The 19937-nt window shown below is 72.4% G+C and carries 13 protein-coding genes, 1 pseudogene and 1 riboswitch; of the genes and pseudogenes, 12 read left to right on the forward strand and 2 right to left on the reverse strand.

The features are described 5' to 3' along the window. The first annotated feature begins 134 nt into the window (after positions 1-134). The 7 genes from HCJ93_RS16045 (at position 135) to HCJ93_RS16075 (ending at position 8011) form a co-directional block, all read left to right on the forward strand. The gene (locus tag HCJ93_RS16045; RefSeq protein WP_206317482.1) at positions 135-761 is read left to right on the forward strand and encodes a TetR family transcriptional regulator; all 627 of its coding nucleotides are present in this window, start codon (positions 135-137) and stop codon (positions 759-761) included. 627 nt (positions 762-1388) lie between these two features. After that, positions 1389-1527, forward strand: a riboswitch (cobalamin riboswitch). A 119-nt stretch (positions 1528-1646) separates the two neighbouring features. Continuing rightward, entirely contained in the window at positions 1647-2870 is a 1224-nt protein-coding gene (locus tag HCJ93_RS16050) for an SCO2321 family membrane protein (protein ID WP_167996391.1), read from the forward strand. Next, positions 2867-3538 carry an SCO2322 family protein gene (locus tag HCJ93_RS16055; RefSeq protein WP_167996392.1) on the forward strand — a complete coding sequence of 224 codons (672 nt, stop codon included), beginning with the start codon at positions 2867-2869 and terminating at the stop codon, positions 3536-3538. The genes HCJ93_RS16050 and HCJ93_RS16055 overlap by 4 nt, the downstream gene beginning before the upstream one ends. Then, positions 3528-4769, forward strand: a complete 1242-nt coding sequence (locus tag HCJ93_RS16060; RefSeq protein ID WP_167996393.1) for an energy-coupling factor transporter transmembrane component T — start codon at positions 3528-3530, stop codon at positions 4767-4769. Before HCJ93_RS16055 ends, HCJ93_RS16060 begins: the two co-directional genes overlap by 11 nt. After that, the gene (locus tag HCJ93_RS16065) at positions 4766-6469 is read left to right on the forward strand and encodes an ABC transporter ATP-binding protein (RefSeq protein ID WP_167996394.1); all 1704 of its coding nucleotides are present in this window, start codon (positions 4766-4768) and stop codon (positions 6467-6469) included. The genes HCJ93_RS16060 and HCJ93_RS16065 overlap by 4 nt, the downstream gene beginning before the upstream one ends. Continuing rightward, positions 6466-7338: an ECF transporter S component gene (locus HCJ93_RS16070; protein WP_167996395.1), complete on the forward strand. Its 873-nt coding sequence runs from the start codon at positions 6466-6468 to the stop codon at positions 7336-7338. Before HCJ93_RS16065 ends, HCJ93_RS16070 begins: the two co-directional genes overlap by 4 nt. Before the next feature lie 262 nt (positions 7339-7600). After that, positions 7601-8011: an aggregation-promoting factor C-terminal-like domain-containing protein gene (locus HCJ93_RS16075; RefSeq protein ID WP_167996396.1), complete on the forward strand. Its 411-nt coding sequence runs from the start codon at positions 7601-7603 to the stop codon at positions 8009-8011. A 72-nt stretch (positions 8012-8083) separates the two neighbouring features. Here HCJ93_RS16075 and HCJ93_RS16080 read toward each other — a convergent pair whose 3' ends face one another. Beyond that, a complete protein-coding gene (locus HCJ93_RS16080; protein WP_167996397.1) occupies positions 8084-8632 on the reverse strand; it encodes a YciI family protein in 549 nt (182 codons plus the stop codon). A gap of 197 nt (positions 8633-8829) precedes the next feature. Here HCJ93_RS16080 and HCJ93_RS16085 point away from each other — a divergent pair. Next, positions 8830-9663, forward strand: a pseudogene (locus tag HCJ93_RS16085) (thiolase family protein); the annotation flags it as partial. A gap of 300 nt (positions 9664-9963) precedes the next feature. On the opposite strand, the gene eccD reads toward HCJ93_RS16085, so the two are convergent. Next, a complete protein-coding gene (eccD, locus tag HCJ93_RS16090) occupies positions 9964-11502 on the reverse strand; it encodes a type VII secretion integral membrane protein EccD (RefSeq protein WP_167996411.1) in 1539 nt (512 codons plus the stop codon). Between the two features lie 217 nt (positions 11503-11719). Here eccD and eccCa point away from each other — a divergent pair, with 217 nt between their 5' ends. The 4 genes from eccCa (at position 11720) to HCJ93_RS16110 (ending at position 19300) form a co-directional block, all read left to right on the forward strand. Next, a complete protein-coding gene (gene eccCa / locus HCJ93_RS16095; RefSeq protein WP_167996398.1) occupies positions 11720-15700 on the forward strand; it encodes a type VII secretion protein EccCa in 3981 nt (1326 codons plus the stop codon). A 227-nt stretch (positions 15701-15927) separates the two neighbouring features. Next, positions 15928-16401, forward strand: a complete 474-nt coding sequence (locus tag HCJ93_RS16100; protein WP_167996399.1) for a hypothetical protein — start codon at positions 15928-15930, stop codon at positions 16399-16401. 17 nt (positions 16402-16418) lie between these two features. Then, positions 16419-18761, forward strand: a complete 2343-nt coding sequence (locus HCJ93_RS16105) for a DUF6571 family protein (RefSeq protein ID WP_167996400.1) — start codon at positions 16419-16421, stop codon at positions 18759-18761. Further along, positions 18758-19300 (forward strand): hypothetical protein, encoded by a 543-nt coding sequence (locus HCJ93_RS16110; RefSeq protein WP_167996401.1) that lies wholly within the window; start codon positions 18758-18760, stop codon positions 19298-19300. The genes HCJ93_RS16105 and HCJ93_RS16110 overlap by 4 nt, the downstream gene beginning before the upstream one ends. The last annotated feature ends 637 nt before the right edge of the window (positions 19301-19937 follow it).

The following is a 19937-nucleotide window of genomic DNA, read 5'->3' on the forward strand; positions in this document are numbered from 1 at the left end:
GATTCACGCCACGGCGGGCGGCATGCCATGCTGTCCGATCACTCACCCTCACCGAGGGTCACGACGCGGGCCCGCGCCCACGGGGGAGCGGCCAGGGCAAGACGGGCGCAGCAGGCAGGACGGGCAAGGTGGACATGGTGATCAAGTCGGAAGCCGGCACCGTAGGTACCTCTCCGGCCTCGCCGCTCACCGAGCGGCAGGAGGCACGCCGGCGCCGCATCCTGCACGCGACCGCGCAGCTGGCCGGCCGGGGCGGGTTCGACGCGGTGCAGATGCGGGAGGTGGCGGAGTCCTCCCAGGTGGCCCTCGGCACCCTGTACCGCTACTTCCCGTCCAAGATCCATCTGCTGGTGGCCACCATGCAGGACCAGCTGGAGCACATGCACGGCACGCTGCGGAAGAAGCCGCCGGCCGGTGAGACGGCGGCCGAGCGGGTGGCGGAGACGCTGATGCGGGCGTTCCGTGCGCTCCAGCGCGAGCCGCACCTCGCGGACGCGATGGTGCGCGCGCTGACCTTCGCGGACCGCAGCGTGAGCCCGGAGGTCGACCAGGTCTCCCGTCAGACCACCGCGATCATCCTGGACGCGATGGGCCTCGACCAGGACCCCACCCCCGACCAGCTCTCCGCGGTCCGCGTCATCGAGCACACCTGGCACTCGGCCCTGATCACCTGGCTGTCGGGCCGCGCCTCCATCGCCCAGGTCAAGATCGACATCGAAACGGTGTGCCGCCTGATCGACCTGCCGGCCGAGCGCCGGTAACGGCGGGGGTGCCCGCCGGCCGAACGGCCCGCGGGCGCAGCGACGAGCAGCCGCGCGGCGCCGGGCCGCACCCGGACAGCGGGTGCGCGGCCGGCCGGACAGCGCGTGGGCGCCCACGACGGAACGGGCCCCCCGCCGCCCGCGACCGGGCGGCGGGCACGGGGCGGCCGGACGGCGTGCGAACGAGGGCCGAAGGGCCCGCAGCCGGGCGACGGACGGGCGCCCGCGTCCGTCCCCCACCGCCCGAGGGAAAGGGCCCCTGGCCGCCCGCGCCCGAAAGGGCCGTCCGCAGCGGGACAGCATCTGGACGCTCGCGCCCGCCCCGGCCGTCCCGTGGCCGGCGGGCCCGCCGCCGGCCGGCCCCGCGGGCGCCCGCGGGGCAGCGGCCCGTGGACTCCCGCGGGCGAACGGCTTGTTGACGCACGTGGCCGGCCCGCCGCACCGGCCGCCGAGGATCCGCTGCCGAAGTCCGCGGCCCGAGAGCCCGTTGCCGACGCCCGCTGCGACGGGCCCTTTGCCGCCGCCCCCTGCCGCAGATGCCGGTAATGCCGGTGGCTGCCGTGAGTCGGTGAGCGACGCGCCCCGGACCGCACGGGATCGCGGGGTGAGCCACCCCACCCGCCCCCCTGACGACGTGCGGGTAAAGTGGCGGCGTCGCTTCACGCCGTACGGGGGGAAGCCGGTGCAATTCCGGCGCTGACCCGCAACCGTGATCCGTCCCCCGAGGACGGTCAGCCGGAATGCCCCGCACGGACCGTGACCGGCTCTCGTGCCCGGCAGTCCGCCGGAGCACGGCACCGTCGAGGTATACGGGGCCGAGCCGCCGGGGTCTCCCCTGCCGCCCGCCCCTGCACCGGCATCACAGGAGAGAGGCACCCGCCGATCATGAACGTCCGCCGCTGCGCCGCGGTCCTGGCCGCCGTCGCCGTGATCGGCGCCGCCACCCCGGCCGCCGCCGACTCGTCCCCGTCCCCCGAGCCGTCCAAGGCCCTCCCCTCCGCCCTGTACGGCGACGGCGACCCGCAGTACGACGGCGTCTGGCGCCAGTCGCTGGCGCTGCTCGCCCAGGACGCGGCCGGCGTGAAGCCGCCGAAGGCGGCCGTGGACTGGCTGGCCGGCCAGCAGTGCGCCGACGGCTCCTTCGCCCCGTACCGCGCCGACACCTCGCGCGACTGCGACGCCAAGACCCCCGTCGACACCAACCAGACGGCCGCCGCGGTCCAGGCCCTCGCCGCGCTCGGCGGGCACGACGAGGTGACCGGCAAGGCGGTCGGCTGGCTGAAGTCCATACAGAACAAGGACGGCGGCTGGGGTTACACCGCCGGCGGCCCCAGCGACGCCAACTCCACCTCCGTCGTCATCGGTGCGCTCGCCGCCGCCGGTGACAAGCCGGCCGAGGTGACCAAGGGCGGCAAGTCCCCCTACGACGCCCTGCTGAAGCTGGCGCTGCCCTGCGAGGGCGACGGGGCGGGCGCGTTCGCCTTCCAGCCGGACAAGAAGGGCAAGCTGATCGCCAACGCGGACGCCACGGCGGCGGGCGTGCTCGGCCTGCTCGGCAAGGGTCTGGTGGTCGAGCCCGCCGCGAAGGGCACCCAGGACACTGCTGAACTCACCTGCGAGAAGGCCGGCGGCCCCGAGCAGGCCGCGGTCAACGGCGCCGCGTACCTGAGGGACGAGCTGGCCGAGGACGGCCACCTGGTCTCCGCGCTGGGCGGCTCCGAGCAGCCCGACCACGGCAACACCGCCGACGCGGTGGTCGCCCTCGCCGCGCTGGGCGCGACGGAGCCGGCGAAGAAGTCCCTGGCCTGGCTGGAGAAGAACGCCGCCGGCTGGGCGGAGCAGACCGGCCCCGCCGCCTACGCCCAGCTGATCCTCGCCGCCCACGCCACCGGCGCCGACCCGCGTGCCTTCGGCGGGGTGGACCTGGTGAAGCGGCTGGCCGCGACCGGGCCCGCGGCGGAGCAGGAGAAGGCGGAGGCCGCCGCCTCCGACGCGGAGTCCGGTTCCGGCTCCGGCTTCGGCGTCTGGTGGTACGTGGGCGTGTGCCTGATCGCCGGTATCGGCATCGGATTCCTGATCAGCGGCCGCAGGAAGAGGCAGCAGCCGTGATCCGCAGAGCGCTCGTGCCGCTCCTGGCCGTACTGCTCCTGCCGGTCCTGGCGGGAGCGGGCCAGGCGCAGGCCGCCGGGTACCGCTACTGGTCGTTCTGGGAGCGCGAGGGCGGGACGTGGACGTACGCCACCCAGGGCCCGTCCACCGCCCGGCCCTATGACGGCGACGTCCAGGGCTTCCGCTTCTCCGTCAGCGAGGACTCCGGTGACGCGGCGAAGCCGCGCGGCCCCGCCGGCTTCGACACCATCTGCGCCAAGACCCCGCCGAAGGACGGCACCAAGCGCGTTGCGCTGGTCCTCGACTTCGGCACCCGGGCCGACGCCCCGCCGGGCGAGCGTCCGCCCGCCAACCGCACGGCCTGCGCCCGGGTCCCCGAGGACGCGACGACCGCCGACGCGCTGGCGGCCGTCGCCGAACCCCTGCGCTACGACACCAAGGCGATGCTGTGCGCGATCGCCGGCTACCCGGCGAAGGGCTGCGGGGAGCAGGTCTCCGGAAAGGCCCCGGAGGACTCCGCGGACGGGGACCAGCCCGCGGGCAAGGACGAGTCCGCCGGGTCCGCCTCCGGCGGCGGGCCTTCGCTGGGCCTGATCGGCGGCGCCGCCGCCGTGGTGCTGCTGGCCGTCGCCGCCCTCTGGCAGACCCGACGCAGGCATGGCCGATAGCCCGCCCCACGGCCGGCCCTCCCCCCGCGAGGGCCTGCGGGGCACGTCCGCGACCGGCGAGCCGGCCGGCTCCCCCGGTGAGAGCGCGGGGACCGGTCCGACGGGGAGGGCCGCGCCCGCGGCTCGCCGCGGGCGCCCGGACGCGCTGCACCCGGGCGCCTGGTGGCTGTGGGCGCTGGCGCTCGGTACCGCGGCCACGCGTACCACCAACCCGCTGCTGCTCGGCCTGCTCATCGCCGTGTCCGCGTATGTCGTGGCCGCCCGGCGCCCCGATGCGCCCTGGGCGCGCTCCTACGGGGTGTTCGTCAAGCTGGCGCTCGCCGTCCTCCTCGTCCGCCTCGTGTTCGCGACCGTCCTGGGCTCGCCGATCCCCGGCGCGCGGGTGATCGTCGCCCTCCCCGAAGTCCCGCTGCCCGACTGGGCGCAGGGCATCCGGCTGGGCGGCAAGGTCACCGCCGAGGCGCTGACCTTCGCGCTCTACGACGGGCTCCGGCTCGCCGCCCTGCTGGTCTGCGTGGGCGCCGCGAACTCCCTGGCCAATCCCTCCCGGCTGCTGAAGTCCCTGCCCGGCGCGCTCTACGAGACGGGCGTGGCCGTGGTCGTGGCGCTCACCTTCGCGCCGCATCTCATCGCCGACGTCCAGCGGCTGCGCGCCGCACGGCGCCTGCGGGGCCGTCCGGACAGGGGATTCCGGGGCCTGGCGCAGGTGGCCCTGCCCGTGCTGGAGGGCGCGCTGGAGCGCTCCGTCGCGCTCGCCGCCGCCATGGACGCCCGCGGCTACGGCCGCACCGCGCAGGTCCCGCCCGCCGTCCGCAGGACCACAGCCGCGCTCACCCTGGGCGGTCTGCTCGGCGTGTGCGCGGGGACGTACGGTCTGCTCTCCGCGGCGGGCGCCGGCTACGGCGTGCCCCTGCTGCTCTGCGGGCTCGCCGCGGCGCTGGCGGGGCTGTGGCTGGGTGGCCGGCGTTCGCTGCGCACCCGGTACCGCCCGGACCGCTGGGACGCGCGCGCCTGGCTGGTCGCCGCGTCCGGCGCCGCCGTCGCGGCGGTGACGGCGCTGGCCGCCGTCCGTGATCCGGCGGCACTGCACCCCGGTGTGGTCCCGCTGGTCGCCCCGACGCTTCCGCTGTGGCCGGCGGCGGCCGTGCTGCTCGGTCTGCTGCCCGCCTTCATCGCCCCAGCACCTCAAGCCCCAGCACCTCACAAGGACAGCCGCGAGGAGCCGTCGTGATCCGCTTCGAGAACGTGTCGGTGACCTACGACGGGGCGGACGAACCCACCGTCAGGGGCATCGACTTCGAGGTCGCCGAGGGTGAACTGGTGCTGCTGGCCGGTCCTTCCGGCGTCGGCAAGTCGACGGTGCTGGGCGCGGTGAGCGGCCTGGTCCCGCACTTCACCGGCGGCACCCTGCACGGCAGGGTCACCGTCGCAGGCCGTGACACCCGCACCCACAAGCCCCGCGAACTGGCCGACGTGGTCGGCACGGTGGGCCAGGACCCGCTCGCCCACTTCGTCACGGACACCGTGGAGGACGAACTCGCCTACGGCATGGAGTCGCTGGGCCTGGCACCGGAGGTGATGCGGCGCCGGGTCGAGGAGACCCTGGACCTGCTGGGCCTGGCCGGGCTGCGCGACCGTCCCCTCGCCACGCTCTCCGGCGGCCAGCAGCAGCGCGTCGCCATCGGCTCGGTCCTCACCCCGCACCCCCGGGTGCTGGTGCTGGACGAGCCGACCTCCGCCCTGGACCCGGCCGCGGCCGAAGAGGTCCTCGCCGTGCTGCAGCGCCTGGTCCACGACCTCGGGACGACGGTTCTGATGGCCGAGCACCGGCTGGAGCGGGTGATCCAGTACGCCGACCAGGTCGTCCTGCTGCCCGCTCCGGGCGAGCCGCCGCTGTCGGGCACGCCGCGCGAGGTGATGGCGGTCTCCCCCGTCTGCCCTCCGGTGGTGGAGCTGGGCCGGCTCGCCGGCTGGTCGCCGCTGCCGCTGACGGTCCGCGACGCCCGCCGCCGCGCGGCCCCGCTCCGCGGACGCCTCGCCGACCGGCAGCAGCACTGCCGACCGCCGCGCGAGGCCGCCCCGCCGGCACAGGCGCCCGCCCCCCGCCGGGGCCTGTTCCGGCGCGGCACCCCCGGTGCACGCACCGCGGCTCCCGCGCCCGCGTCACCCGTCGCCGAGGTGCGCTCGCTCGCCGTCCGCCGGGGGCGCATCCAGGCCCTGCGCCACATCGACCTCACCGTCGCACCCGGCGAGACCGTCGCCCTGATGGGGCGCAACGGCGCCGGGAAGTCGACCCTGCTGGGCGCGCTGGTGGGGCTGGTCGCACCGTCCGCCGGCTCGGTCCGCTCCGCGGGTGCCGTCCCGCACCGGACCCGCCCGCGCGATCTGGTGCGCCGCGTCGGGCTGGTCCCGCAGGAGCCGCGCGATCTGCTGTACGCGGACACGGTGGCCGCCGAGTGCGCCGCCGCCGACCGGGACGCGGGCGCGGAGCCCGGCACCTGCCGTGCGCTGCTGTCCGGGCTGCTGCCGGGGATCGACGACGCCACCCACCCCCGGGACCTGTCCGAGGGCCAGCGCCTGACCCTCGCTCTCGCCGTGGTCCTCACCGCACGCCCTCCGCTGCTCCTGCTCGACGAGCCGACCCGCGGCCTCGACTACGCGGCCAAGGCCCGCCTGGTCACGCTGCTGCGCGGCCTGGCCACGGAGGGTCACGCCATCGTGCTGGCCACCCATGACGTGGAGCTGGCCGCGGAGCTCGCCGACCGGGTCGTGCTGATCGCCGAGGGCGAGGTGATCGCGGACGGACCGGCGGCGGAGGTGGTCACCGCCTCGCCGTCGTTCGCCCCGCAGGTCGCCAAGATCCTCGCCCCGCAGCGCTGGCTCACGGTGGGCCAGGTGCGCGAGGCGCTGGCAGCCGGGGAGCCGCGATGACCGTCCGGCGGGCCGGGGAAGTCCGGCAGGCTCGCGACGTACGGCAGGCCAGGGCCGTCCGTCTCGGCCCGCGCTCGCTCGCCGCCCTCGCCCTGGTGAGCGCGGTGGGCGTGGTCGCCTTCGGCTGGCCGTTCCTGGCGCCGCCCGCCTCCGCGCTGACCGCGCACGCGCAGGACGCGCCGTGGCTCTTCGCGGGGCTGCTGGTGCTGCTGGTCGCGGTGGTGGCGGCGACGATCTCCGAGTCGGGGCTGGGCCCGAAGGCGGTGGCGATGCTGGGTGTGCTGGCCGCGACGGGGGCGGCGCTGCGGCCGATCGGCGCGGGCACGGCCGGTCTGGAGCCGATGTTCTTCCTCATGGTGCTCAGCGGCCGGGTCCTCGGCCCCGGCTTCGGCTTCGTCCTCGGCGCGATCACCATGTTCGCCTCCGCGCTGCTCACCGGCGGGGTGGGGCCCTGGCTGCCGTTCCAGATGCTGGCGATGGGCTGGTTCACCATGGGCGCCGGCCTGCTGCCGGGCCCTGACCGGCTGCGCGGGCGCCCCGAGGTATGGCTGCTCGCCGGGTACGGCTTCCTGGCCGCCTTCGCCTACGGCACGGTGATGAACATGGCGGGCTGGCCCTTCATGTCGGCGCTGGCCTCGGGCATCGCCTTCGACCCCGACGCCTCGCTGGCCGGCAATCTGGCCCGCTTCACCGCCTACTGCCTGGCGACCTCCCTCGGCTGGGACCTCGGCCGGGCCGTGATCACGGTGGTACTGACCCTGACGCTCGGCAGGCCCGTGCTGAAGGCACTACGCAGAGCCACCCGGCGGGCCGCGTTCGAGGCCCCCGTCACCTTCCGGGACCCCGCCGAGGTGAAGCACCCCACATGACGTGGGTCACCTACGAGGCAGGGCCGTAGCCGCGATCCCCGCCCGGGAGCGGGCCTCCGCCCGCATCCCACCCCACGTGCGACGCAGGCTAGTAAAAGGGACCTTTGCGGACACATCCGCCCGTCTGCTTCTGTGGACGACGTCGCCAGGCGCCGATGTGCCCACCAGGGCCACGGCGCCGCCCCATGCCCCCGCCGCAGCGGCACGTCCCGTACGGCAACGGCACAAAGCGACCGTCATGCTCCCGACCGAAAGGCCGCCTGTGTCCGCCGCTTCCTTCCTCCGTACGATCTCCGCCCCCAAGAAGGCTCTGGCCGGTACCGCCCTGGCCGCCGTCACCTGCGGCACCCTGATCGCCGCCGCTCCCGCCCAGGCCGCCGACTCCGGCTCGGCCCAGGCGACCGCCAAGAAGATGATCGGCAACTCGGCGCAGTTCCAGTGCTTCTCGAAGATCGTCGAGCACGAGAGCGGCTGGAACCCGACCGCGACCAACGCCTCCAGCGGTGCGTACGGGCTGGTTCAGGCGCTTCCGGCCTCGAAGATGGCCTCGGCCGGCTCGGACTGGAAGACCAACCCCGCCACGCAGATCAAGTGGGGCCTGGACTACATGAACGAGCGCTACGGCAGCCCGTGCGAGGCGTGGGAGTTCTGGCAGGCCAACAACTGGTACTGAGCCGCTCCCGGCACCCCTGATACCGAAGGCGGCGCCCCCCAGATCCCCGGGGGCGCCGCCTTCGCCATGCCGTCACCGGCGCCCGCCGAACTGCCAGTTGTGCACCTCGACGGCGGCGTACCGGTCAGTGGTCAGCAGGGCGCGCGCCGCGTCCGGGTCCGGGGCCCTGACCAGCGCCGCCGTGCCGAGCCAGGTGGCTCCGTCGTCGGACAGCAGCGGCCCGTAGGCGATCAGCTCGTCCGCGTCCGGCGGCACGGTGAGGTCCGCGGGCCGCCCCGCGCCGAGACCGAGCACCAGGTACCGGTTGCCGCCGGCGGGGCCTCCGGGAAAGTCCCACATGGTGCGGCCCAGCAGGTTGCGCCACCGCCGCAGGAGCACATCGCGGTAGACGCCCGCCTGGTGATTCGGCTCGTCGAAGGCGAACGCGCGGGCGGCGACGGGATCAGGCAGATGGACGATGTGCACGCTGCCGGTGGGCGTGTCCCCGTCGTCGGCGAGGGTCGGACCGCGAGCGATCATCTCCTTCGCGTACCGGTCCATGTAGGACCAGTGCTTCTCCGCCAGCTCGTAGCGCAGCGGCAGGGAGTCCGGCCGGTCGCGGTGGTAACAGAAGAACTCCATGCGCACAGAATCCGCCCCCCGGGGCCGCCGGGGCGAGCGGTTTCCCCGCGGCGCCCGCCCGGCGGCCGAGCCCGCCGGGCCATCACCCGCTCAGTGCGCGCTCACCCGCGGCTCTTTCACGCCGTTCAGCCACGCGGAGCGGAGCCGGCGGGGCTCAGGCCGGGGTCGCGCCGGCGGGGGTGCTGAAGATGAGCGTGGGCATCTCCTGCGGCGTGGTGTCGATGTCCCGGGTGCCGCCGGGGTCGGCGTCCCCGCACGGGCCCGGCCGGCCCTTCCCCGACGAGTGGAACGTCGACCTGCCCAACCAGGTCGAGGCGGCCGAACGCATCGCACGCCACCGGGGCCTGAATCGAGAGCACGCGGACCGTCTCGGACTGCTCTCCCAGGGGCGGGCGGCCACCGCCTGGGCGGAGGAGCGCTTCAAGCGGGAGACCTGCGCCGCCCAGGTCCCGACGACCGAGCAGGAGCAGCACACCGGCCAGGGCATGTGGCGCCTGGTGGACCGGGACGAGGGCCTGCGCGACACGTCCATGGAGGCTCCGGCGGGCCTGCAGCCGGTGATGCCGACGGCCGTGCACACGGCGGGCAACTCCTCGCAGGTGTCCGGCGGTGCGGCGGCGATCCTGTGGGCGTCCAAGCGCATGGCCCGTGCCCTGAAGCTGAAGTTGAGGGCCCGGATCGTCGCCCATGCACTGGTCGGTGCGAACCCCCACGTCCACCTCGACGCCCCGGTCGACGCGACCTACGCGGTGCTGGGCGGCGCCGGGAGGACGCTCCGCGACATCGACCTGGCGGAGATCAACGAGGCGTTCGCCTCGGTGGTGCTGAGCTGGGCTCAGGTCTTCGACCAGGACCTGGAGAAGGCCGGCGTCGACGGCGGCGCCATCGACCTCGGCCACCCCGTCGGAGCGACCGGCGCCCGCCTCATCACCACGGCCCTGCACGAACTGAAGCGCACCGACGAGGAGTTCGCCCTCATCACCAGGTGCGCGGGCGGTGCCCTGGCCACGGGGACGATCATCCAGCGGTTGCAGGACGGGGCACTCCGGGGACTCGCGGACCGTCCGAGGGAGCTCGCAACCGGGACCGCACCACATTCCGCAGCCAACCGCACCCCGCACCGCACCACATTCCGCAGCCAACCGCACCCCGCACCGCACCACATTCCGCAGCCAACCGCACCCCGCACCGCACCGCGCTCCACGGCGAACCGCTCGTGCAGCCCTCACCCGGTGGGACCACCACCGTCAACGCCCCCCACCCGATGGCGGGGTGAAACAGCCCGCCGCCGCCTTGACGCCGGGGCAGCCCGCCCGGCCGGGCGGTGCCGCTCACCCCGTCATGGAGCGCACCGTCGCATACACGTCGAAGACCGCGAGGGCCAGCGGCACCAGGGTCAGCAGGACGAACGCCTCGGCGATCTCCAGGAACCGGCCCCAGAAGGGGGTCGGACCGCTGCGGGAGGCCACCAGGCCGATGGAGGTGATGAGAGCCGCCGCCAGCCCGATGGCGGCGATCAGCCAGACGGTGCGGATGTCCAGGTCGGCGCGGTCGCCTGCCAGTGCGTCGCGGATGATCGCGTGCGGCGGGTTCAGCGCCAGGCCCAGCCCGAGCGCGGTCAGCGAGCCGAGCCCCGCGATCAGCACGGTGGCGACCTGGGCGGTGTAGCGGAAGAGCTGAGCCCGCATCAGCAGGGCGATGCCGGTGGCCAGCGCGAGGAGCCGGCCCCACAGACCGCCGGAGAAGCTCAGCACCAGGGCGGCGCCGACCGAGAGCAGCGCACAGCCCCCGACCAGGCCGACCAGGAGCTCGTGGCCGCGGCGTGCCTGCGCCTCGATGCGGCCGGCGTCCACCGGCTGGTGCGGTTCGGGGTCGTTGCCGTAGGTGCTGCGCGTGGCGGTGTCCGGCGTCTCGAAGCCGATGGGCAGCCGCGCGAAGCGCACCGAAAGGCCCGGGAGGAAGGCGAGGGCGCCGATGGCGACGGGTGCGCACGCGGCGGCGATCTCCGCCGGGGACCAGCGCAGCAGCAGCGCCGCCAGGGTGACGGCGAGGGCGGTGCCCGAGGCGGCCGTACAGGCGACGAAGGGGCCGTCGCCGCGCGGCGAGCACAGGGTGAGGATCACGGAGGCCACCAGCACCGCGGCGCAGGCGAGCAGGAACTGGAGCTTGCCGATGCCCTGTCCGGCGGACAGCGACAGCAGTCCGGACCCGGCCACCCCGACGCTGGGCAGCGCGCCGAGGCCGAGCGCCACGGCACCGCCCCGGTCGCCGTAGACGCGGGCGCGGACGCAGGCGAGGACGACGAGGAGCGCCCCTGCGACTCCGGCGAGGATGCCGGGCAGGCTGTGCATGTCGTGGCGCGGGTCGGCGTTCCAGGCGGTGAACGCGAGCAGCGCCGACAGCACCCCTCCGCCGACGAGGCCCGCGGCGCGGGTGAGGTCGCGGCTCCACAGGGAGCGGTCCCGGGTCACCGCGGAGGCCACCGCCTCGGAGACGTCGTCGACGACGGCCGGCGGCAGCGACTCCGAGAAGGGGCGCAGGGTGAGCAGTTCGCCGTCGAGAATGCGCTGGGCCGCGAACGACCGGGAGCTGTCCAGGACCGCGCCGTCCCTGCGGACCAGGTGGTAGCCGACCGGCGCGCCGTCGGCGGCGGTCTGCCGGGACAGCCGGAGGATCTCCGGCAGCAGGTCGGCGACCGGCACGTCGTCGGGCAGCGCCACGTCGATCCTGGCGTCGGGCGCGACGATGGTGACGCGGCAGAACCCGAGGCCGGCGGCCGCTTGAGCCGGCTGCCCCGGAGCGCCGCCGCCCGCCGGACCGGCCGCGCCGCCCGGGCCCCCGGTGCCGGTGGCCGCCGTGGAGGCCGTCATACTCACCCGCTGCTCCCCCTCGATCTGCCTCGATCTGCTCGATCTGCTCGGTCCGCCGGTGTGCGCACTGGTTCTGTGCGCACGCGAACATCCGTCGGGCACCCTACCGTCCGCGGGGGTGTGGTGTGATCAGTAGGATCGCGCGGCGGCCCTCGTCCACCTGACACGGGGTGGTGGACGGCGAATTCGGCGGGTCGGCAAGAGGATTGGTGCAGTTGTGAGCCAGATCGTCGTGAAGCGTCCGCCTCGGGCCCTGCCGCCGGACGTGCCCTCGGGAGAGGTCGTCATCGAGCCGCCGCCCGAACTGCCGCGCAATCAGCACGAGAGCGTGCTGATGCAGCTGCTCCCGACGCTCGGCATGGGCGGCTCGGTGGTGTTCTTCTTCACCAGCGGGCAGCCCTTCATGCGCATCATGGGCATGGTGATGATCGCCTCCACGATCGCCATGTCGATCGCGATGGTGATCCGCTTCCGCCGGGGCAACCAGGGCCAGCTGGCCGACCTGCGCCGCGACTACCTGAGCTATCTGTCGCAGACCCGCCGCACCGCCCAGCGGACGGCGAAGGCCCAGCGCGACGCCCAGTACTACCTGCACCCCTCGCCCGAGCAGCTGTGGGCGCTGGTCGCCGAGGGCAGCCGGGTGTGGGAACGCCGCCCGGCCGACGAGGACTTCGGGCAGGTGCGCATCGGGCTCGGCCCGCAGCCCCTGGCCACGCCCCTGATCGCCCCCGAGACCGGCCCGGTCGACCAGCTGGAGCCGCTGACGGCCGGCGCGATGCAGCGGTTCGTCGCGGTGCACAGCGCCCTGGACGGCCTGCCGATGGCGGTCTCGCTGCGGGCCTTCTACCACGTCACCCTCGGCGGCGAGCCGGAGTCGGTGCGGTCCTCCGCCCGCGCCATGACCGGTTCGCTGGCCGCGCTGCACTCCCCCGAGGACCTGATCGTCGCGGTCGCCGCGAGCCGGGAGACGCTGCCGCACTGGGAGTGGGCCAAGTGGCTGCCGCACGTGCAGGTGCCGGGCGTCGCGGACGGCGCCGGCTCGCGCCGTCTGATCAGCGGCGACCCCCGTGAGATCGAGGACCTGCTGGCCTCCCGCCTCACCGGCCGCCCCCGCTTCCACCCCAACGCGGCGCCCCTGCCCGAGACCCCGCACATCGTCGTGGTCCTCGACGGGGTGTCCCTGCCGCCCGACTCGCTGCTCGCGAGCCCCGAGGGCCTGCAGGGCGTCACCGTCGTCGAGGTCGTCGAGGGCGACCCGGCCGGCGCCCACGGCGACCTCACCGTCCTTGTGCAGCCGCGAACCGTACGCCTGGAGTCCGCGCACGGTGCCGTCTACGAGGGGACGCCCGACACCCTGTCGTACGAGTCCGCCGAGGCGCTGGCCCGGCAGCTCGCCCCGCTGCGCATGGCCTCCGGCGGGGACGACGACGAACCGCTGCTGGCGAACCTGGAGTTCACCGACCTGCTGAACCTGGGCGACGCCGCCTCCGTCGACGTCCGCCGCACCTGGCGGCCCCGGTCCCAGGCGGAGCGGCTGCGGGTGCCGATCGGCGTCGGCGAGGACGGCCGCCCGGTGATGCTCGACATCAAGGAGGCCGCCCAGGAGGGCATGGGCCCGCACGGCCTTTGCGTGGGCGCCACCGGCTCCGGCAAGTCCGAGCTGCTGCGCACCCTGGTGCTGGGCCTCGCCGTCACCCACTCCTCCGAGACACTGAACTTCGTTCTCGCGGACTTCAAGGGCGGCGCCACCTTCGCCGGCATGGCACAGATGCCGCACGTCGCCGCCGTCATCACCAACCTGGCCGACGACCTCACCCTCGTCGATCGCATGGGCGACTCCATCCGCGGCGAGCTCAACCGCCGCCAGGAGCTGCTCCGCGACGCCGGCAACTACGCCAACATCCACGACTACGAGAAGGCCCGCGCCGCCGGCGCCCCGCTCCAGCCCATCCCCTCCCTGCTCGTCGTCATCGACGAGTTCAGCGAACTGCTGTCGGCCAAGCCCGACTTCATCGACATGTTCGTGCAGATCGGCCGCATCGGCCGCTCCCTCGGCGTGCATCTGCTGCTCGCCTCGCAGCGCCTGGAGGAGGGCCGGCTGCGCGGCCTGGAGACCTACCTGTCGTACCGGATCGGTCTGCGCACCTTCTCCGCCGCCGAGTCCCGGGCGGCCCTCGGCGTGCCCGACGCCTACGAGCTGCCGAACGTGCCCGGCTCCGGCTTCCTGAAACACGGCACCGACGAGATGGTCCGCTTCAAGGCGGCATACGTCTCCGGCGTCTACCGCTCCGGCCCGCAGCGCGACGTGTCCGCCGACGGCCGGCTGCCGGTGGACCGGCGCCCGGTGCTGTTCACCGCCGCCGAGGTCCCCGTCCGCTACGCGCCCATCCCCCACCAGCGCACCGCCTCCCCGAGCACCGGTGCCGGCGATGTGGACGACGCCCTCGCGGACACCGTCCTCGACGTGATCGTGCGCCGGCTCGAGGCCCAGGGCCCGGCCGCCCACCAGGTGTGGCTGCCGCCGCTGGACAGCCCGCCCTCGCTGGACTCGCTGCTGCCCGGCCTGACCGCAGTGGAGGGCCGCGGCCTGACCCCGCCCGACTACGAGGCCGCCGGCCGGCTGGTCGTCCCCGTCGGCCTCGTCGACAAGCCCTACGAGCAGCGCCGCGACCCGCTCCGGGTGGACTTCTCCGGCGCCGCAGGCCACATGCAGATCCTCGGCGGCCCCCAGTCCGGCAAGTCCGTCCTGCTCCGCTCCCTGATCTGCTCCTTCGCCCTCACCCACACCCCGCACGAGGTGCAGTTCTACGGCCTCGACTTCGGCGGCGGCGGCATGTCCGCGGTCGCCGGGCTGCCGCACGTCGGCGGCATCGCCTCCCGCCTGGACCCGGAGAAGGTCCGGCGCACCGTCGCCGAGGTCTACGGCGTCCTCAACCGCCGCGAGGAGTACTTCCGGGCCAACGGCATCCCCTCCATCGCCGAGTACCGCCTCAAGCGGGCCCGCGGCGAGATCTCGGTCACCGACCAGCCCTGGGGCGACGTCTTCCTGGTCATCGACGGCTGGGCCAACTTCCGCACCGAGTACGAGGCGCTCGACCCGGTGATCCAGGACATCGCCGCCCGTGGCCTCGGCTACGGCGTCCACCTGGTGCTGTCGGCCTCCCGCTCCATGGAGGTGCGCTCCGCGCTCAAGGACAACCTGCTCAACCGGCTCGAACTGCGGCTCGGCGACACCATGGACTCCGAGCTGGACCGCAAGGTGGCCGCCAACGTCCCGACCGGCGTGCCCGGCCGGGGCCAGTCCCCGCAGAAGCTCCACTTCATGGCGGCCGTGCCGCGCATCGACGGACTCACCTCCGACACGGACCTGGCCGACGCCACCACCGCGCTAGCCGCCGAGGTCGCCCGCCACTGGCAGGCGCCCGGCGCCCCCGAGGTCCGCCTGCTGCCGCGCCGCCTGCCGGCCGAGCAGCTCCCGCCCGGCGACCGCTTCCCGCGGCGCGGCATCGCGTTCGCCCTGGACGAGGACAACCTGGAGCCGGTCTTCGTCGACTTCGACCAGGACCCGTTCTTCCTGGTCTTCGGCGAGAGCGAGTCCGGCAAGTCCAATCTGCTGCGCCTGCTCATCAAGCAGCTCACCACCCGCTACCCCGGCGACGAGTGCAAGCTGTTCGTCGTCGACAACCGCCGCTCCCTCCTCGGCGCCACCCCCGACTCGCACCTCGCCGAGTACATCCCCATGTCGAACGCCATGGAGCACCACATGGTGGCCCTGGCCGACCTGATGAAGCGCCGCACCCCCACCGCCGACGTCACCGCCCAGCAGCTGCGCGAGCGCAGCTGGTGGCAGGGTCCGACGGTGTACGTGATCGTCGACGACTACGACCTGGTCGCCACCTCCAGCGGCAACCCGCTCAGCGGCATCACGGAACTCCTCCCGTTCGCCCGCGACGTCGGCGTCCGCTTCATCCTGGCCCGCTCCACCGCGGGCGCCAGCCGGGCCGGCTACGAGGCGTTCCTGCAGCGCATCAAGGAACTCGGCGCCCAGGGCGTGGTCCTGGCCGGCGACCCCACCGAGGGCGACGTCCTCGGCGGCGTCCGCCCCCGCCCGATGCCTCCGGGCCGGGGCGTGTTCGTCTCGCGGCGCAGGGGGCGTCCGCTGGTGCAGACGGGGTTGGTGAAGGAGGAGGACTACTGACGGCCGGGCTCGGTGGAGGACAGGACCACGGACCGCGGGGTCGGTGGAGGACAAGGACCACGGACCGCCGGGCTCGGTGGTCCAGGAAGACCACGGACGGCAGGGGTCGGTGGAGGAGGAGGAATCCTGCCGGCAGGAACAAGGACCGGTGGGGCTTCTCGCATGCTCCGCGGCACGGCAGGCAAGCGGCACGGCTGACCGGCTGAACGCCGGGGAAGGGCGCATCCATGGCATGGGACGAGTGGGAGCAGCTGAAGGCGCAGGCCGCCGACGGGACGCCGGCGCAACTGCGGCTGAACCAGTTGCCGGCCGAGGGCGGAGGCGGCGGAAAGCCCGATCTGGTCGCTCGCCAGGACGACCTCGGCGCCGTGGGGCATGACGCCTTCGTCCTGCACGGCGATCTCGTCAAGAAGGTGGACATCGCCGGCGCCGGCATGAACTCCGACCACGCCGGTTCCACCCATCAGGCGGCCACGGAACTCTCCGGCTCCGGCTTCACCATGGGCGACGAACTCATGACGACCCTGTCCGTCTGGGAGAGCCAGGTGAAGGCCGTCCGCCAGGCCTGCGCCCACATCTCCAACCACCTGGACTACAGCAAGAAGCTGCACGCCAACGACGACGCCCGGATCGCCGCGGTCATCGCGCAGCGCGACGGCACCGAGCTGCCCGTCTCGGAGCTCGAGAAGTACTTCAAGTAGCACGGGGGAAGACCGCCATGGCCATCACCTACAACGACCTGATGCAGGTCGACCTCGGCAAGCTGGGCACCGCGGTGTCGGACTGGAAGAAGGCTGTCGCCAACCTCAAGCAGCTGGAGACCGACGCCCGTGACGGCCTGAAGAAGAAGTCCGACCGGGCCCGCTGGGAAGGCGTCAACGCCGGCGTCACCCGGAAGTTCGTGAACAAGACCGTCAAGGAGTTCGCGGACCTCCACACCGAGGCCAACAGCATCTACCAGGTCCTGGACGACGCCCACCGCGAGCTGGTGGCACTGCAGAAGAGCGTGCGCACCCTCACTTCAGAGGCGAAGGAGAAGGGCTACACCCTCGAGGACAAGGGCGACGGAACGGTGAGTGTCGGCGTCCGCCCAGACTCCGACGCCGGCACCAAGGCAGGCAAGGACGGCGAGGACGGCACCAAGGCGGACCGGCAGCGCTACGCCGACACCATCACCCGGAAGATCGCCCACGCCCGGGACATCGACGCCTCCGCCAAGCTGGCGCTCAAGCGGGCCCACGGGAGCGATCCGTACAACGCCGGGCACGCCAAGTACGACTCCCTCAACGACGCCCAGGTCGAGCGCGCCCTCGAACTCGCCGAGAAGCGCGAGAAGATGACCGACCGCGAACTCGCGGAACTCAACCGTCTGCTGCGCCACAACGGCCGCGAGAAGGACGGCGAGTTCGCCACCGAGTTCTTCGAGGGCCTCGGCGGCCCCCGGCAGACACTCGAGTTCTACGCCGCCATGTCCATCGACGGCACCAGCGACGACGCCTCGAAGACCCGCCTCGCCGGCGTGCAGGACCTGCAGAAGTACATGGGCCACGCCCTGGCCAACGCCACCGATCCCTACACCCCGCAGAGCGTCCGCGGCGACCGGCAGCACCTTCCCTCCTGGTGGGGCGCGGAGTTCCGCAAACTGGGCACCCAGCAGATCGAGTGGACACGGGGCATGCTGGAAAAGCCCTACGGCTACCAGGTCCTGGGCGGCCTGCTCCGCTACGGCAACTACGACCCCGCGTTCCTGACCCCCATCGCGGAGCACGTCACCCAGCTGCACAAGGAGGATCCGCACCGCTTCACCTCCAACAGGATGCTGGGATCCCCGGACGGCTTCGGGTTCAACCCGTCCGGAAAACTCGGCAGCGGCAACGAACCGCTGAACAGCGTCCTGGAGGCACTGGGCCACAGCCCCGAGGCTGCCGAGCAGTTCTTCACCGAGAAGCCGACCGTCTACAACGAGGACGGCACGGTCAAGTCCGGGGCCAAGGCGGATTTCAAGTCCTACCTCGATCTCTTCACCGACAAGGACTTCGAGTGGACGGCCGACCGGAACGCGCAGAACATGCTGGCCGACTCCGAAGCGACGCAGGAGGCCCTCAATCACGGCCCCAACGCCCTGGGCCACGCACTCGAGGCAGCCGCGACGGGCCGCCCCTACGACAGCGACGTCGTCGATCCCTCGGTCAAGCACAGCAAGGAACAGGCGAAGCTGGTCCACGACATCGTGAAGAAGTTCGCCAACAACCCGGGCCTGCTGACCCACAACATGAACGGCGACCTGGAGGACGAGAAGACCGGCCCCCTCTACGCCCTCCGCGACAGCCTGGGCAACATCGCAGCCGACTACATGGGCGACTTCCAGCGCTCCATGTACATGGAAAGCGCCGACAGCAAGACCTTCCCGGTCAACGGGGCGCCGACCAACTTTGACTACGGAGACGCCCAGAGGTTCCTCGGCATCGTGGGCCAGGACCCGGATGCGTACAGCGCCATCACGGCATCGCAGCAGGCGTACACCACGGAGGTCGTCCATGAGTTCCTCAAGGCAGAGGGCAAGAACCTCACCGCCGAGGACGCCTCCCGCGTCGGCGACCTGGTCGCACCGGGTGCCGCCATCGCAGGCATCATGAGCAACTCACGGGCCGATGCGATCTACGACTATCACACGGCCTCTAACCAGGCATACAACGACGCGGTCAACGACAACGCGAAGTGGGTCAACCGAATCATCGGCCTGGGAACGGGCGCCATCCCGGCCCCCTTCTCCGCCGTCGCAGAACCCGTCAACTGGCTTGCCGAGGACATTACTGAGAGTGTCGTGGATAGCGTGTCGAAGGACATCACGGACGAGACCGAACGCAATGCAGGAAAGGAGTACACGCGGGGACGGCAGGCAGTGATGGAGGCTTCATCCCGAGCCGTCGACAGCTTCTTCCGACGGCACGACGAGTTCGATCAGAGAACGGTCGAAGCCATCAACCGAGGCGTTCGGACAGCAGCCGGCCAAAGTCATTCTGACGGCGCCCAATGGAATTCTTCAGGAGACGGCACGTGAGGGAGACCGACCGCATGACCCCGTCCACAAGGAAAGCACTCCTAGCAGCAATGCTGTGCACACTTCTAGTAACCGCATGCAGTACAACTGACGAAGGCCTCTCCTACCCCGTCCCGGACAACATCTGCGGAATCCCCGCAGACAAGGAAATCCTCGAGGAGTTGCTCGACGACGGCGACAAACTGGAACAGGAGACCAGCCCTTTCACCCTGGAGGAAGGGCAGGTTTGCCACATGTACGTCGACGGAAATGACTCTGTGGCCAGCGATGGAGACTGGGAGAAGAGCGGCTACACGCTACGCGACTACTTCGAGTTCTCAGAGAAGAAGAACATTCGCTACTTCGGAGGCGGAAGATACGCCTCTTGGAATTTTGGCGTAGTGACGATCATCCCATGCCCCGGAGTCAGCGAGAAGGGCGATGTCATCGCCGTGGCGGTCAACGACCTCCGATGGAACGAGAAGACACAACCCCTTCTCGAAAAGCTCGGACCACCCTACTTCGAGGCATACAAGAAGAAGCTCGGCTGCCCATCCTGATGAACCAGAAGACAGCACGTACAAGCGCGACCCGCCCAGGCCCCTCCCCCAGCAGAGCACTCACAGCAGTCCTGCTCTGCACACTCCCCCTCACCGCCTGCACCTCAACCAAAGAAGGCCTCTCCTACCCCGTCCCAGACAACATCTGCGGAATCCCCGCAGACAAGGAAATCCTCGAGGAGTTGCTCGACGACGGCGACAAACTGGAACAGAGCACTGGCCACTTCACCCTGACGGAAGGCCAGAGTACGTCGACGGGAACGACTCGGTACTCAGCGAGGGCAATTGGGAGAAGAGTGGCTATACACTGCGCGACTACTTCGAGTATTTCGACGTGAAGGGCGTACGTTATTTCGGGGGCGGTAAGTACGCTTCCTGGAGTTTCGGTGTAGCATCAGCCGCCCCCTGCCCCGGGATCAGCGACGAGGGTGAAGTCCTGGTCGTGGCCGTCCATGACCTTCGCTGGAATGAAAAGTCACAATCCCGCTTGGAGAGGCTCGGACCGCCCTACTTCGAGGCATACAAGAAGAAGCTGGGCTGCCCGTCCTGACGAGGACCGGCTTACCCTTCGAACCGTCTGCTCTCCGCCCCTCTGTGGGCTCGGGAGTGCCTGCCGTGATCCGCACATCGGTCCGAT

Source organism: Streptomyces composti, from assembly GCF_012034205.1.
GTDB classification, from domain to species: domain Bacteria; phylum Actinomycetota; class Actinomycetes; order Streptomycetales; family Streptomycetaceae; genus Streptomyces; species Streptomyces composti.

Bases quoted from the DNA above. Each gene is read 5' to 3' on its own strand.
- HCJ93_RS16105 (WP_167996400.1), top strand. From the start codon at position 16,419: ATGGCCATCACCTACAACGACCTGATGCAGGTCGACCTCGGCAAGCTG.
- HCJ93_RS16080 (WP_167996397.1), bottom strand. From the start codon at position 8,632: ATGGAGTTCTTCTGTTACCACCGCGACCGGCCGGACTCCCTGCCGCTG.
- HCJ93_RS16060 (WP_167996393.1), top strand. From the start codon at position 3,528: ATGGCCGATAGCCCGCCCCACGGCCGGCCCTCCCCCCGCGAGGGCCTG.
- HCJ93_RS16070 (WP_167996395.1), top strand. From the start codon at position 6,466: ATGACCGTCCGGCGGGCCGGGGAAGTCCGGCAGGCTCGCGACGTACGG.
- HCJ93_RS16050 (WP_167996391.1), top strand. From the start codon at position 1,647: ATGAACGTCCGCCGCTGCGCCGCGGTCCTGGCCGCCGTCGCCGTGATC.
- HCJ93_RS16100 (WP_167996399.1), top strand. From the start codon at position 15,928: ATGGCATGGGACGAGTGGGAGCAGCTGAAGGCGCAGGCCGCCGACGGG.
- HCJ93_RS16045 (WP_206317482.1), top strand. From the start codon at position 135: ATGGTGATCAAGTCGGAAGCCGGCACCGTAGGTACCTCTCCGGCCTCG.
- eccD (WP_167996411.1), bottom strand. From the start codon at position 11,502: ATGACGGCCTCCACGGCGGCCACCGGCACCGGGGGCCCGGGCGGCGCG.